Source organism: Amycolatopsis sp. NPDC051128 (assembly GCF_040682715.1).
Lineage (GTDB): Bacteria > Actinomycetota > Actinomycetes > Mycobacteriales > Pseudonocardiaceae > Amycolatopsis.
This window is the reverse complement of the sequence record NZ_JBFBBN010000022.1, coordinates 62783-76342: the sequence shown is the minus strand read 5'-3', so window position 1 is coordinate 76342 and position 13560 is coordinate 62783. Positions and strand designations below refer to the sequence as shown.

The window sequence follows — 13560 nt, the reverse complement described above, 5'->3', positions numbered from 1 at the left end:
CGGCTAAGCCGGGGCGCTGGCGCGCCCCGGTGAGGGTGGCCTTCTAGACTCAGCCTCGATGTTCCAGCCATGTGAATCCTCCCTGCTCCCGCCGGGGGTGGGCCGATGAAGCTCGTCTTCGCCGGCACCCCCGACCCGGCGGTCCCCGCCCTGCGTGCCCTGCTCGATTCCGGCCGGCACGAGGTCGTCGCCGTCGTCACCCGTCCGGACGCGCAGGCCGGGCGTGGCCGCCGGGTCGTCCGCTCGCCCGTCGGTGCCCTCGCCGACGAGCACGGCATCGAGGTCCTGACGCCCGCGCGCGCTGGTGACCCGGCCTTCCTCGCCCGGCTCACCGAGCTCGCCCCGGATGCCTGCCCGGTCGTCGCCTACGGGGCGTTGCTGCCGCAGGCAGCCCTCGACATCCCGCGGCTGGGCTGGGTGAACCTGCACTTTTCGCTGCTGCCGGCGTGGCGGGGCGCCGCGCCGGTGCAGGCCGCGATCCGGGCCGGGGACGAGATCACCGGCGCGTCGACCTTCCGGATCGTCAAGGAACTGGACGCGGGCCCGGTCTACGGCGTCGTGACCGAGACGATCGGGGGCACCGACACGGCGGGTGAGCTGCTCGGGCGGCTCGCGGAGTCCGGGGCCAAGCTGCTGCTGTCCACCATGGACGGTCTGGCCGACGGCAGCCTGCGCGCGCGGGAGCAGCCCGCCGAGGGCGTCAGCTACGCGCCGAAGGTGACGGTCGAGGACGCGCGGGTGTCCTTCGCCGACCCGGCCTCGGCGGTCGACCGGCAGATCCGGTCGGTCACCCCGGAGCCGGGCGGGTGGGCGGAGTTCCGCGGGGAACGGCTGAAGCTCGGCCCGGTCACGGTGCTCGACGAACCCGGCCCGCCGCCGGGCGAGCTCGTGATCGAACGCAAACGGGTGCTGGTCGGGACGGCGACGAAGCCGTTGCGGCTCGGCGAGGTCCAGGCACCCGGCAAGAAACGGATGGCGGCCACCGACTGGGCGCGCGGAACAAGGATCGACCAGGGAGAGCGCCTCCGGTGAACGACAACAGGGAACGACGCCCGTCACGGCCGCAGCGGGGCCGCCCGGCGCCGCGCAAGGAAGGCCCGCGCCGCCCGCCGGAGGTGGACCCGGCCCGGCAGGCCGCGTTCGACGTCCTGGCGGCCGTGCGGACGAAGGACGCCTACGCCAACCTGGTCCTGCCGGACCTGCTGCGCGAACGGCGGATCAGCGGCCGCGACGCGGCGCTGGCCACTGAGCTGACGTACGGCACGTCGCGGGCGCAGGGCCTGCTCGACGCCATCATCGAGTCGTGCGCCGAGCGGCCGCTGTCCAAGACCGACCCCGCGGTGCTCGACGCGCTGCGCCTCGGCGTCTACCAGCTGCTGCGCACACGGATCCCGGAGCACGCCGCCGTGACGTCCACTGTGGACCTTGTCCGCGCGGAAGGCGGTTCGTGGGCCACGGGGTTCGCCAACGCGGTCCTGCGCAAGGTGTCCGAAAAGGACGAACAGACCTGGCTGGACGAGCTGGCGCCCGACGAGGGCACCGACCCGATCGGGGCCTACGCGCTGCGCACCGCGCACCCGCGCTGGATCGCGCGGTCGTTCGCCGAAGCGCTGGGGGACAAGGGCGCGGAGCTGAAGGCCGCGCTGGAAGCCGACGACGCGCGCCCCGAGGTGCACCTGGTGGCCCGGCCCGGTGAGATCACCGCCGACGAGCTCGCCGCGATCACCGGCGGCGATCCGGCGCCGTACTCGCCGTACGGTGTCCGGCTGCCCGCCGGCGCCGGCGACCCGGCCGACGTCGAGCCCGTCCGCGAACGGCTGGCGGCGGTCCAGGACGAGGGCAGCCAGCTCTGCGCGATCGCCGCGACGAAGGTGCCCGTGGACGGCGCCGACGAGCGCTGGCTCGACCTGTGCGCTGGTCCCGGCGGCAAGGCCACGATGCTCGGCGCGCTGGCCGCGCTGAGCGGGGCGACCGTCGACGCCGTCGAGAAGGCGCCGCACCGTGCGAAGCTCGTCGAGAAGGCCACGATCGGCCTGCCGGTGAAGGTGCACATCGCCGACGGGCGCGAAAGCGGGCTGGAGCCGGGCTACGACCGGATCCTGGTCGACGCGCCGTGCAGCGGGCTCGGCGCGCTGCGGCGGCGGCCGGAGGCGCGCTGGCGCCGCCAGCCGTCCGACGTCGCGGACCTCACCAAGTTGCAGGGCGAGCTGATCAACGCGGCCTACGGCCTGCTGCGGCCGGGCGGCGCGCTCACCTACGTCGTCTGCTCGCCGCACCTGGCGGAGACCGAAGGCGTGCTGACCGAGACGGCGCGGCGGCTGAAGGCCGAGGTGCTGGACGCGCGCGAGTTCTTCCCGGGCGTGCCGCAGCTCGGTGACGGGCCGTACGTGCAGCTTTGGCCGCACCGCCACGGCACCGACGCGATGTTCTGCGGCGTGCTGCGTAAACCATGATGGGTAAACCGTGATGGGTAAACCGTGAGAGACCTCGGGCTGGTCGCCAGCTCGTGCGGCGGGCTGGACGTCCGGTTCGCCGCCGAGCTGGCGAAACCCGCCGCGGCCCGCGGCTGGCGGCCGGCGATCACGCTGACGCCCGCGGCGATGCGCTGGCTCGAGGCGACCGGCGGGCTCGACGACGTCGCCGCGTGCACCGACCTGCCGGTCCGCAGCGTGTCCCGGCTGCCGGGTGAGCCGCGCCCGCACCCCGACCCGGAGGTGTTCCTCTTCGCCCCGGCGTCGGCCAACTCGGTCGCCAAGCTCGCGCTCGGCATCGCGGACAACCAGGCGCTGACCGTGCTCGGCGACGTGCTCGGCGCGCCGGGGATCACCCTCGTCGTGGCCTACCAGATCCAGGACACCCGGGTGCACCACCCGGCGTGGCGGCGTCACCTCGACACCCTCGCGGGCGCCGGGGTGACGCTGCACCGCCTGGACATCGGCCGGCCGTGGACCGAGGCTCTGGACCTACTGCCCTGAGCACACCGCCGCGTCGAAGGCGGCCGCCACGTGCTGGGAAGCGCTCTTCGGCAGCGGGTCCTGGTTCGCCACGAGCGTCACCCCGTGGTCGTGCGCGGCCGCCCCGGACATCGTCGTGAAGCCGGGGATCGATCCACCGTGGCCCCAGACCACCCCGCCGCACGACAGCGGGATGCTGCCGAGCCCGAGACCGTAGCCTGCCCCGGGGACACCGAGCTCGGCCGGGACCGTGCGTTTCATCTCCGCCAGCTCGGCCGGGCGCAGCAGCCGCCCGCCGAGGAGGGCGCCGTAGAACCGGTTCAGTTCGGACGGCGTCGTGACCAGCCCGCCCGCCGCGCCCGCGATCGTGGCGTCGAAGTCGCTGAAGTCCACCAGGTTTCCGCCGATCGGCGAGTAGCCGACGGCGTGCGGCTCCGGGAGCCGTTCGTCGCCGCGACGGGGCAGGTAGGTGTCGCGCAGGCCCAGCGGCCGGGTGATCCGGCGGGCGATCTCGCCGCTCAGGTCGTGCCCGGTCACCTTCTCGACGATCATCCCGGCGACGATGTAGTTGGTGTTGGAGTACGACCAGTGTGTGCCGGGCGGGAACAGCGCGGGGTGCTTCAGCGCCATCGCCACCAGCTCGGCCGGCTCCGCGCCGCGGTGGCGCAGCGTCTCCGGATCGATCAGTGCCAGGTCGGCGGTGTAGTTGTAGAGCCCGCTCGTGTGCTGGAGCAGCTGCCGCACGGTGATCCGCCGGTCCGGCAGGAGCCCGGGCAGGTACCGCTCGACCGGCGCGTCCAGTTTCACCCGGCCTTCGCCGACGAGCTGCAGGATCACAGTCGCGACGAACGTCTTCGTGACGCTGCCCGCCCGGAAGGAACCGTTGCGCGGGAACGGTTTCCCGGTGACGACGTCGCCGGTGCCGCTGCGTACCACCCGCGTCCGGCCGCCGTCCTGGATCACGGCTTCGCCGCCCGGCACGCCGTCCTGGGCGGTCAGCACGTCCAGGCCGGCCTGGACGGGGCCGGTGGCGGCGAGCGCGGGTGCCGCCGTGGTGGCCGCGAGCAACGCGACGAGTGTGCCGACGGCGACGACCCGCCTGCCGCGTAAGGACTTTCGCATGAATGAACCCCCTGTTGTCTCGATATCCCCACGCTAGGGGAACCGGGACACCCGGCGGGATGGGGCAGACCGCCGGATCTTCCTGGGGTATACCCCACCACGCCGGTCATCGGCCGTCGACGTGCCCGGGCCGGACCACCCCGGCTTCGTAGGCGATCACGACGGCCTGGCTGCGGTTGCCGGCGCCGAGCTTGGTGAAGATGTTGCCCACGTGCGACTTGACCGTCTCGAGGCTGATCACCAGCGCCGCCGCGATGTCCTGGTTGGACAGTCCGGTGGCGATCAGCCGGAGCACCTCGGCTTCGCGCCGGGTGAGCGTCTTCGCCGCCCGCGCGTGCTTCCCGCCCGGCGGCCGGGCGCTGACCAGCCGCCGGATCGCCGCCGGGAACAGCAGCGACTCTCCGGCCGCGACGGTCCGCACGGCGTGCGCGATCTCCTCCTTGCGCGCCCGCTTCAGCAGGAACCCGCTGGCCCCGGCCAGCAGGGCTTCGTGCACGTAGTCGTCGTTGTCGAACGTCGTGACGACGAGGATCTTCGGTGGTTCCGCGAGCGCCGCCACCAGCTGCCGGGTGGCCTCGATGCCGTCGGTGCCGGGCATCCGGACGTCCATCAGCACGACGTCCGGCCGGCTCCGCCGGACCTCGGCGAGCACTTCGCCGCCGTCGGCGGCCTCGCCGACCACCGGCAGGCCCTGCTGTTCCAGCAGCGCCCGCAGCCCGGTGCGGACCAGCGGCTCGTCGTCGGCGAGCAGCACCGTCGGGCTCATGTGCCCGTCCGCAGCGGGATCGTCGCGCTCAGCCGCCACCGCTCGCCGTCCGGACCGGCGTCGAGCTCGCCGCGCAGGGCTTCGACGCGCTCGGTCAGCCCGGTCAGCCCGCGCCGCCCGGTCCGCGGCCGGTCGCCGGGCAGCGCGTTGACGACGGCGATCTCCAGCCGCTCCGGCCCCGCGACGACCCGGACGTCCACCGCGCCGGGGCCGGCGTGCCGCAGCGCGTTGGTGAGGCCTTCCTGGACGATCCGGTAACCCTCGCGCGACACCGTGGCGGGCAGCGCGGCCACCGGCCCGGTGACGGCCAGGCGGACGTCGAGCCCGGCTTCGCGGGCGCGCACGGCGAGGACGTCGACCTCGGTCAGCGTGCGCGTCGGCTCCTTCGCCGCCGGTTCTTCGCGGAGCAGGCCGAGCACGTGGTCGAGGTCTTCGAGTGCGGTGCGCGAGGCTTCTTCGATCGTGCCGAGTGCCCGCCGGACCTGGGCGGGATCCGCTTCGACCAGGTCGGCCGCGGCCGCCGCCTGGATCGTCGACGTCGTGAGTGTGTGCCCGATCGAGTCGTGCAGCTCGCGGGCCAGCCGGTTGCGCTGGGCCAGCATCGCCGCCCGCCGTTCGGCCAGCGCCGCGCGTTCGGCCGCGGACGGCCCGAGCAGCGCGATCGCGCCCGCCCGGAAGCCGCGGGTGGCGGCGGCGGTGACCAGCAGCGCGGCCACCAGCATGATTAGGGCGACCGGCAGCGTCCACGGCCCGGCGGCGGCGGTCGCGCCGAAGAACGCGAACTGTCCCTGGTCGCCGTTCAGCCACATCGCCGGCATGAGGACGCCGAGAACGAGGAGGCCGTCGACGCCGAGCAGCAGCCCGCCGAACCCGCTGTGCAGGACGAGCCAGGCCCCGGACCGCAGCCGGTCCGGCCAAGCGGGGCGCGCGCGGCCGGGCGCGGGCAGGTCCGTGCCGAGCAGGCCGTTCGCGACAGCGACGCCTATCCGCCGCACCGGTCCGAGCAGTCCGAGCAGTCCGAGCAGCACCGCGAGGGTCAGCACGGCGAGCAGGAGCCGCGGCCACCCCGCGGGACTCAGCAGGGCCCACGGCACGGCGAAGGGCGCCACCGGGAAGGCCGGCACCGCGCCCAGCACGGCGTAGGGGACGCTGCGGTAGCCACCGGGGCGCAGCAAGGATCTCGCGAAATCGGACATGCGGCCGAGGTTATGGGGTCCAGGCGGCCCGTGACCTCCCTCTCCGGAGCCAGATCCTGGTCACAACCGGTTAGTCGGCGTTAGCGCCGTCCTCCTACACTCGGGACGTGGCAGACCGACCATTGATCGCACCCAGCATTCTCGCGGCGGACTTCGCCCGGCTCGGCGAGGAGATCGCCGCGGTGGCCGGCGGCGGGGATACCCGCGCCGACTGGGTCCACGTCGACGTCATGGACGCGCACTTCGTGCCCAACCTGACCCTGGGCCTGCCCGTCGTCCAGGCGCTGCTGAAGACCACCGACGTGCCGATCGACTGTCACCTGATGATCGACGACCCCGACCGCTGGGCGATCGGGTACGCCGAGGCCGGCGCCTACAACGTCACCGTGCACGCCGAGGCCGCGAAGGACCCGGTCGCGCTGGCGAAGAACCTGCGCGCCGCGGGCGCGAAGGCCGGTCTCTCGATCAAGCCGGGCACCGCGCTCGAGCCGTGGCTCGACGCGCTCAAGCACTACGACACGCTGCTGGTGATGTCGGTCGAGCCGGGCTTCGGCGGGCAGTCGTTCATGCCGGACGTCCTGGCGAAGGTCCGCGCCGCGCGGCGGCTGGTCGACACCGGGCACCTGAAGCTGGTCGTCGAGATCGACGGCGGGATCAACGCCGAGACCATCGAGCAGGCCGCCGAAGCGGGCGTCGACTGTTTCGTCGCCGGATCCGCCGTCTACGGCGCCGAAGACCCGGGCAAGGCGATCGCCGCGCTGCGCGAGCAGGCGGTCCGCGGCCGGGCCGGCTGATCTCGCAGCGGCACCGGAGAAGCCACCGGGCCGCGGCGGGTGTTGGATGGAAGGACCGGCTACGAGGAGGCAGCGGACGTGTTCACCGGCATAGTCGAGGAGATCGGCGAGATCACCGCGGTCGAGCAGCTGACCGACGCGGCCCGGCTGCGGGTCCGCGGCCCGCTGGTCACCGGCGACGCCGGGCACGGCGACTCGATCGCGGTCAGCGGGGTGTGCCTGACCGTCGTCGAGGTGGGCGGCGGCGAGTTCACCGTCGACGTCGTCCACGAGACGCTGCGGCGGTCCAGCCTGGCGAAGGTCGCCGTCGGCGACGCGGTCAACCTCGAGCGCGCGACGCCCGCGGGCGGCCGCCTCGGCGGGCACATCATGCAGGGCCACGTGGACGGCACCGGCGTCTTCCTGGCCCGCGACGCGAAGGGCGTCACGACGTTCGCGCTGCCGGAGCACCTGGCCCGGTACGTGGTCGAGAAGGGCTCCATCGCGGTCGACGGCGTCTCCCTGACCGTCGCGGCGATCACCGCCGAGGAGTTCGCGGTGGCCCTGATCCCGACCACCCTGGAAGCGACGACCCTCGGCCGCCGCGAGCCCGGCGACCTGGTCAACCTCGAGGTCGACGTGGTCGCGAAGTACGTGGAGAAACTCGCCACGCCGCACCTGCGCGGGCGAGGCAACAATGGGGACGGCGGCGCGGAGGAGCGGTCATGAGTGAGACGAGTGCGGCAGAGCCCGAAGCAGGCTGGACCCCGTGCGGCGCCGGAGCGGTCTTCGACGCCGACGCCATCGAGCGGGCGATCGCGGACATCGCGGCGGGCCGCCCCGTCGTCGTGGTCGACGACGAGGACCGCGAGAACGAGGGTGACCTCATCTTCGCCGCCGAGAAGGCGACGCCGGAGCTGCTGGCGTTCATGGTGCGCTACACCTCGGGCTACGTCTGCGTGGCGCTGACCGAAGCCGAGGCCGACCGGCTGGACCTGCCGCCGATGTACCACACCAACCAGGACGCGCGGGGCACCGCGTACAGCGTCACGGTCGACGCCGCCGCCGGCATCAGCACCGGCATCTCCGCCGCCGACCGCGCGCACACGATCCGGCTGCTGGCCGACCCGAAGTCCACCGCGAAGGACTTCCGCCGTCCCGGGCACGTCGTGCCGCTGCGCGCGAAGGAGGGCGGCGTGCTGCGCCGTCCCGGGCACACCGAGGCGTCGGTCGACCTGGCCCGGATGGCCGGGCTCGCTCCGGCCGGCGTGCTGTGCGAGATCGTGTCGCAGAAGGACGAAGGCGACATGGCGCGCCGCGACGAGCTCGAGGTGTTCGCCGCCGACCACGACCTCGCCATCATCACCATCGCCGACCTGATCGCCTACCGCCGCCGCACCGAGAAGCAGGTCGAGCGGGTCGCCGAGGCGCGCATCCCGCTGGCCGCGGGCACGTTCCGCGCGGTCGGCTACGACTCGCTCCTGGACGGCATCGAGCACGTCGCGTTCGTCTACGGCGAGATCGGCGACGGCCAGGACATCCTCGTCCGCGTCCACTCCGAGTGCCTCACCGGCGACGTCTTCGGCTCCCTGCGCTGCGACTGCGGCCCGCAGCTGGAGGCGGCGCTGGAAGCGGTGGCCACCGAGGGGCGCGGCGTCGTGCTCTACATCCGCGGCCACGAAGGCCGCGGCATCGGCCTGCTGCACAAGCTGCAGGCCTACCAGCTGCAGGACGACGGCGCGGACACCGTCGACGCCAACCTGGCGCTCGGCGTCCCGGCCGACGCCCGCGACTACGGCACCGGCGCGCAGATCCTCTGCGACCTCGGTGTCCGCACCATGCGGCTGCTGTCGAACAACCCGGCCAAGCGGATCGGCCTCGAGGGCTACGGCCTGCGCGTCACCGGGCGGGTGCCGCTGCCGATCTCGCCGAACCCGGAGAACCTGCGCTACCTGCGGACCAAGCGCGACCGGATGGGCCACGACCTGGCCCAGCTGGAGCACTACGACCAGGTCGGCGCCGGGACCGAGCACCCCGACGGAGGAGCACTGTGAGCGGTGAAGGCCGGCCGGACGTCCAGCTGGACCTGTCCGGTTGCAAGGCGCTGAAGCTCGGCATCGTGGCCACCCGGTGGAACGCGGACATCACCGACGTCCTGCTGGAGCGCGCGCTGGCCGCGGCCAAGGCGGCGGAGCTGGAAGAGGAGCCGACCGTCGTCCGGGTGGCCGGCGCGATCGAGCTCCCGGTGGTGGCGCAGGCGCTGGCCCGCAACCACGACGCGGTCGTCGCGCTCGGCGTGGTGGTCCGCGGCGGCACCCCGCACTTCGAGTACGTCTGCGACGCGGTGACGGCGGGCCTGACCCGGGTGGCGCTCGACGAGAGCACCCCGGTCGGCAACGGCGTCCTGACGTGCGACACGCAGGAGCAGGCGGTCGACCGGTCGGGGCGGCCGGGCTCGAAGGAGGACAAGGGCTACGAGGCGACGGTCGCGGCCCTCGATTCGGCGCACGTGCTGCGGAGCCTGCGCCAGCCGTGGACCGAGCGGGGATTCGTGTGAACGTGAGTACTGTCCTGGTGGTCCGCCCACGCCGTGCGCTGATCATGTGCAGCGTGCTGGCGGTGGCGCTGCTGGCGGTGTTCGTGGTGGTGGCGGTGCTGCTGCGCAACGGCGACACCGGCGTCCGCTTCCAGCGTTCCGACCAGGCGGCGATGGTCGGCATCGGGATCCTGCTGGCGGCGGGGGTGATGCTGTTCGCGATCGCCAGGGTGCGGGCCGACGAGGACGGCATCGAGGTCCGGAACGTGCTGATGACCCGGCGGTTCGCGTGGAGCGACGTGCTGTCGGTGAGCTTTCCCGACGGCGCGTCGTGGGCACGGCTGGAGCTGCCCGACGACGAGTACCACGCGGTGATGGCGGTGCAGGCCGTCGACCGGGACCGCGCGGTGGAGGCGGTGCGGGCCTTGCGGAAGCTGCACCGCGCGGCCACCGGCGGCTGAGCGGGTCAGAGGTCCAGGTCGACGACGATCGGCGCGTGGTCGGACGGGCCCTTGCCCTTCCGGGCCTCACGGTCCACATAGGAATCCGTCACCGCGTCCGTGAAGGTCGTGTTGCCGTACACCAGGTCGATCCGCATGCCCCTGTTGTTCGGGAAATTGCCCGCGCGGTAGTCCCAGTACGTGAACGGGTGGTCGTACTTCAGCGGCCGCGGGAAGACGTCCGACAGGCCCAGGTCGCGCAGGCGGGCCAGCGCCGCCCGCTCCGGCTCCGTCACGTGCGTCGACTCCGCGAACAACGCGATGTCCCAGACGTCGGCGTCGGTCGGGGCGACGTTGAAGTCGCCCAGCACCGCGAACGGCCCGTCGGACTTCAGCTCCGACTCCGCCAGCGACCGCAGCGACTCCAGCCACTCGAGCTTGTACGCGTAGTGCGGGTTGCCGGGCTCGCGCCCGTTCGGCACGTACACCGACCACACCCGGACGCCGCCGCACGTGGCTCCGATCGCGCGGGCTTCCGAGGCCCCGCCGAACCGCGGCTCGTCCGGCAGCCCGCGCACGACGTCGGCCAGCCCCACGCGGGACACGATCCCCACGCCGTTCCACTGGCCCAGCCCGTGCGCGGCGACCTCGTACCCCAGCGCCCGGATCTCGCCTGCCGGGAACGCCTCGGTCGTGTTCTTCAGCTCCTGCAGGCACAGCACGTCCGGTGCGGTCTTCTCCAGCCAGTCCAGCACCCGCGGCAGGCGGGGGACGATGGAGTTCACGTTCCAGGTGGCGATCCGCATGCCCGCGAGCATCCCACAAAGCACCGACAGGAACGGGGCGGCGCGGGTGACCGCGCCGCCCCGGAGAAGCGACCTCAGACGCCGGCGGTCGTCCGGATCCAGGACCGGCTGGCCGCCACGCTCGCGTAGTTGTTCGTGCCGCGCGTGTTCGACCCGCTCTGGTTCTGGACCGTCGACGCGACGCCGACCTGCACCCCACCCGACACCTGCGGCCCGCCCGAGTCGCCCTTCCACGCCGAGCCGTTGACGCCGACGCTCTGGATCGCGCGGCCGCCGTAGGCGTCCGTGGACCGGCCGGTCACCTGGACGTTCGCCGTCTTCAGCGACGACGCCGGCGGGCCGGTCGGGGTGGTGCGGCCCCAGCCGTAGATCTGGTTGGTGCTGCCGGTGGCCGGGTCCGAGCTCCCCAGCGAGATCGGCGAGGTGCTGGTCGCCGACGCCAGGTGCAGCAGCGCGATGTCGCCGTTCGGGGACTCGTACTCGCGGTCGACGGCGATCTTCGTGCCCGACAGCAGCGTGTTGCTGCCGACCCGGACGTACATGCCCGAGCCGTCCTGGTCGAGGCAGTGCACCGCGGTCAGCACCCAGCGCGCGGCGACGACCGTGCCGGAGCAGTTGAAGCCCTGGTAGTCGCGGCCGGGCGTGTTGACGTACACCTGGGCGCCCCAGGAGACCGCGGACGCGGTGGTGCCGCCGACGATGTTCGGCTGCACGCCCGCGGTGGCGACCGCGCCACCGGCGAGGGTCAGCGCGACGGCGGCCGCCGAGGCGGCGCCGAGAAGACGGAGAGAGCTCAAGGTGGTGATCCTTTCGGAGGGGACCGGATCGGCCGGTCGGAAAGTAACCACCGGTTCACAGATACGGACACCGACCAAAGTCGGAAGCGGAACGAAGACCCGACTTCCGGCGGATCGGACAGCGGGGGGCCACCGAGAACTGTCGGTGGCGGGCCATAGGCTGGGGACGTGGCTGACCCGACCACCTACCGTCCCTCGCCGGGGAGCATCCCGGATGCCCCTGGCGTGTACAAGTTCCGCGACGCGACCAAGCGGGTCATCTACGTCGGCAAGGCGAAAAGCCTGCGCGGGAGGCTGAACTCGTACTTCGCCGACCTCGCCGGCCTGCACCCGCGCACCCGGCAGATGGTCACCACGGCCGCGAGCGTCGAGTGGACGGTCGTGAGCACCGAGGTCGAGGCCCTCCAGCTCGAGTACAACTGGATCAAGGAGTTCGACCCGCGGTTCAACGTCCGCTACCGGGACGACAAGAGCTACCCGATGCTCGCGGTGACGCTGAGCGAGGAGTTCCCGCGCCTGCACGTCTACCGCGGCGCGCGCAAGAAGGGCGTCCGGTACTTCGGCCCGTACGCGCACGCGTGGGCCATCCGCGAGACGCTCGACCTGCTGCTGCGGGTGTTCCCGGCGCGCACCTGCTCGGCCGGGGTGTTCCGGCGGCACGGCCAGATCGGCAGGCCCTGCCTGCTCGGCTACATCGACAAGTGCTCGGCGCCGTGCGTGAGCCGGGTCTCGGCCGACGAGCACCGCGCGATCGTCGAGGACTTCTGCGATTTTCTGGCCGGCAAGACCGACGCGATGATCCGGCGCCTGGAGAACGAGATGGCCGCCGCGTCGGCGGAGCTGGAGTTCGAGCGCGCCGCCCGGCTGCGCGACGACCTCGGCGCGCTGCGGCGGGCGATGGAGAAGCAGGCCGTGGTGTTCGGCGACGGCACGGACGCCGACGTCGTCGCGTTCGCGCACGACGACCTCGAAGCCGCGGTCCAGGTCTTCCACGTGCGCGGCGGCCGGGTCCGCGGCCAGCGCGGCTGGGTGATCGACAAGGCCGAGGAGATGGACGTCCCGGCGCTGGTCGACCACTTCCTCACCCAGTTCTACGGCGACGAGGCCGAGCTGGACGCCCGCGACGACGTCGACGCGGGGCCGGTGGTTCCGCGCGAGATCCTGGTGCCCGAGCTGCCCGCGGACGCGGACGCGCTCGCCGAGTGGCTGACCGGGCTGCGCGGGTCGAGGGTGCAGCTGCGGGTGCCGCAGCGCGGCGACAAGAAGGCCCTCGCGGAGACGGTGCAGCGCAACGCGGGGGAGGCGTTCACCCAGCACAAGCTGCGGCGGGCTGGTGACTTGACGGCGCGTTCCGCGGCGCTCACCGAGCTGCAGGAATTCCTCGGCCTCGACACCGCGCCGCTGCGCATCGAGTGCGTCGACATCAGCCACATCCAGGGCAGCGACGTCGTGGCGTCGCTCGTGGTCTTCGAGGACGGGCTCGCGCGCAAGTCCGAGTACCGCCGCTTCGCGCTGCGCGAGGCGGCCACGGAGGGTGACGTCGCCTCGATCGCCGAGGTCGTGCGAAGGCGGTTCTACCGCTACCTGAAGGAAACCGCCGAGGAGGCGGATTCCTCGAAGCCGGGGCTGGACCCGGAGACCGGGCGGCCGAAGAAGTTCGCCTACCCGCCGAACCTGCTGGTGGTCGACGGCGCGGGCCCGCAGGCCACCGCGGCCGCGGACGTGCTGGCCGAGCTCGGCATCACCGACATCTCCGTGGTGGGGCTGGCCAAGCGGCTCGAAGAGGTGTGGCTGCCCGCCGACCCGGATCCGGTGATCCTGCCCCGCACGTCGGAGGGCCTCTACCTGCTGCAGCGGCTGCGCGACGAGGCCCACCGGTTCGCCATCGCCTACCACCGCGAGAAGCGCTCCAAGCGGTTGCAGAAGTCCGAATTGGACAGTGTGCCCGGGCTGGGGCAGGCTCGCCGCACCGCGCTGATCAAGCATTTCGGCTCGGTGAAGAAGCTCAAGCAGGCCAGGATCGAAGAGATCGAGGCGGTGCCCGGCTTCGGCAGGCGCACGGCGGAGGCCGTGGTCGCCGCGCTGGCCGGGGAGTCCGGTGCGAGCAACGGCACAGAGCAGGGGAGTAGGGAACGACAGTGAGTGCGCAAGAGGAAATCCGCGGATCCGG

At 72.9% G+C, this 13560-nt stretch carries 14 protein-coding genes; 9 read left to right on the top strand and 5 right to left on the bottom strand.

Features of this window, described 5'->3' with window-relative positions; translation table 11 throughout:
- The first annotated feature begins 105 nt into the window (after positions 1-105).
- Genes fmt through AB0M82_RS22915 form a run of 3 tightly spaced genes read left to right on the top strand, consistent with a single transcriptional unit; the run spans position 106 to position 2975 of the window.
- The gene (fmt, locus tag AB0M82_RS22925; RefSeq protein WP_364725112.1) at positions 106-1032 is read left to right on the top strand and encodes a methionyl-tRNA formyltransferase; all 927 of its coding nucleotides are present in this window, start codon (positions 106-108) and stop codon (positions 1030-1032) included.
- Positions 1029-2453 carry a transcription antitermination factor NusB gene (locus AB0M82_RS22920; protein ID WP_364725109.1) on the top strand — a complete coding sequence of 475 codons (1425 nt, stop codon included), beginning with the start codon at positions 1029-1031 and terminating at the stop codon, positions 2451-2453. Before fmt ends, AB0M82_RS22920 begins: the two co-directional genes overlap by 4 nt.
- Positions 2454-2477: 24 nt before the next feature.
- Positions 2478-2975 carry a flavoprotein gene (locus AB0M82_RS22915; protein ID WP_364725106.1) on the top strand — a complete coding sequence of 166 codons (498 nt, stop codon included), beginning with the start codon at positions 2478-2480 and terminating at the stop codon, positions 2973-2975.
- Here the strand turns inward: AB0M82_RS22915 and AB0M82_RS22910 are convergent.
- From AB0M82_RS22910 to AB0M82_RS22900, 3 genes are all read right to left on the bottom strand, one after another.
- On the bottom strand, positions 2964-4076 hold the full coding sequence (locus tag AB0M82_RS22910; protein WP_364725103.1) for a serine hydrolase domain-containing protein: 1113 nt from the start codon (positions 4074-4076) through the stop codon (positions 2964-2966). The two genes, AB0M82_RS22915 and AB0M82_RS22910, sit on opposite strands and share 12 nt — an antisense overlap.
- 106 nt (positions 4077-4182) lie before the next feature.
- Entirely contained in the window at positions 4183-4842 is a 660-nt protein-coding gene (locus tag AB0M82_RS22905) for a response regulator transcription factor (RefSeq protein ID WP_364725100.1), read from the bottom strand.
- Entirely contained in the window at positions 4839-6038 is a 1200-nt protein-coding gene (locus AB0M82_RS22900) for a histidine kinase (RefSeq protein WP_364725097.1), read from the bottom strand. The genes AB0M82_RS22905 and AB0M82_RS22900 overlap by 4 nt, the downstream gene beginning before the upstream one ends.
- Before the next feature lie 122 nt (positions 6039-6160).
- On the opposite strand from AB0M82_RS22900, the gene rpe reads away from it, so the two are divergent.
- From rpe to AB0M82_RS22875, 5 genes are all read left to right on the top strand, one after another.
- On the top strand, positions 6161-6832 hold the full coding sequence (rpe, locus tag AB0M82_RS22895) for a ribulose-phosphate 3-epimerase (RefSeq protein WP_364725270.1): 672 nt from the start codon (positions 6161-6163) through the stop codon (positions 6830-6832).
- Positions 6833-6910: 78 nt separating this feature from the next.
- The gene (locus AB0M82_RS22890) at positions 6911-7540 is read left to right on the top strand and encodes a riboflavin synthase (RefSeq protein WP_364725094.1); all 630 of its coding nucleotides are present in this window, start codon (positions 6911-6913) and stop codon (positions 7538-7540) included.
- Positions 7537-8865: a bifunctional 3,4-dihydroxy-2-butanone-4-phosphate synthase/GTP cyclohydrolase II gene (locus AB0M82_RS22885; RefSeq protein ID WP_364725092.1), complete on the top strand. Its 1329-nt coding sequence runs from the start codon at positions 7537-7539 to the stop codon at positions 8863-8865. The genes AB0M82_RS22890 and AB0M82_RS22885 overlap by 4 nt, the downstream gene beginning before the upstream one ends.
- Entirely contained in the window at positions 8862-9368 is a 507-nt protein-coding gene (ribH, locus tag AB0M82_RS22880; protein ID WP_364725089.1) for a 6,7-dimethyl-8-ribityllumazine synthase, read from the top strand. Before AB0M82_RS22885 ends, ribH begins: the two co-directional genes overlap by 4 nt.
- Positions 9365-9808 (top strand): PH domain-containing protein, encoded by a 444-nt coding sequence (locus AB0M82_RS22875; RefSeq protein ID WP_364725086.1) that lies wholly within the window; start codon positions 9365-9367, stop codon positions 9806-9808. Before ribH ends, AB0M82_RS22875 begins: the two co-directional genes overlap by 4 nt.
- Positions 9809-9813: 5 nt before the next feature.
- Here AB0M82_RS22875 and AB0M82_RS22870 read toward each other — a convergent pair whose 3' ends face one another.
- Together AB0M82_RS22870 and AB0M82_RS22865 are read right to left on the bottom strand one after the other, a co-directional pair.
- Entirely contained in the window at positions 9814-10593 is a 780-nt protein-coding gene (locus tag AB0M82_RS22870) for an exodeoxyribonuclease III (RefSeq protein WP_364725083.1), read from the bottom strand.
- Positions 10594-10667: 74 nt separating this feature from the next.
- Complete coding sequence (locus tag AB0M82_RS22865; protein WP_364725080.1) at positions 10668-11390, bottom strand: trypsin-like serine protease; 723 nt, start codon at positions 11388-11390, stop codon at positions 10668-10670.
- Between the two features lie 168 nt (positions 11391-11558).
- Between AB0M82_RS22865 and uvrC the strand changes: the two genes are divergently transcribed.
- Positions 11559-13532, top strand: coding sequence for an excinuclease ABC subunit UvrC (gene uvrC / locus AB0M82_RS22860; protein ID WP_364725078.1), 1974 nt, complete (start codon positions 11559-11561; stop codon positions 13530-13532).
- Positions 13533-13560: the final 28 nt, after the last annotated feature.

Coding starts and splice junctions, on each gene's coding strand:
- AB0M82_RS22910 (WP_364725103.1), bottom strand. CDS start 4,076: ATGCGAAAGTCCTTACGCGGCAGGCGGGTCGTCGCCGTCGGCACACTC.
- AB0M82_RS22870 (WP_364725083.1), bottom strand. CDS start 10,593: ATGCGGATCGCCACCTGGAACGTGAACTCCATCGTCCCCCGCCTGCCG.
- AB0M82_RS22885 (WP_364725092.1), top strand. CDS start 7,537: ATGAGTGAGACGAGTGCGGCAGAGCCCGAAGCAGGCTGGACCCCGTGC.
- fmt (WP_364725112.1), top strand. CDS start 106: ATGAAGCTCGTCTTCGCCGGCACCCCCGACCCGGCGGTCCCCGCCCTG.
- AB0M82_RS22905 (WP_364725100.1), bottom strand. CDS start 4,842: ATGAGCCCGACGGTGCTGCTCGCCGACGACGAGCCGCTGGTCCGCACC.
- AB0M82_RS22900 (WP_364725097.1), bottom strand. CDS start 6,038: ATGTCCGATTTCGCGAGATCCTTGCTGCGCCCCGGTGGCTACCGCAGC.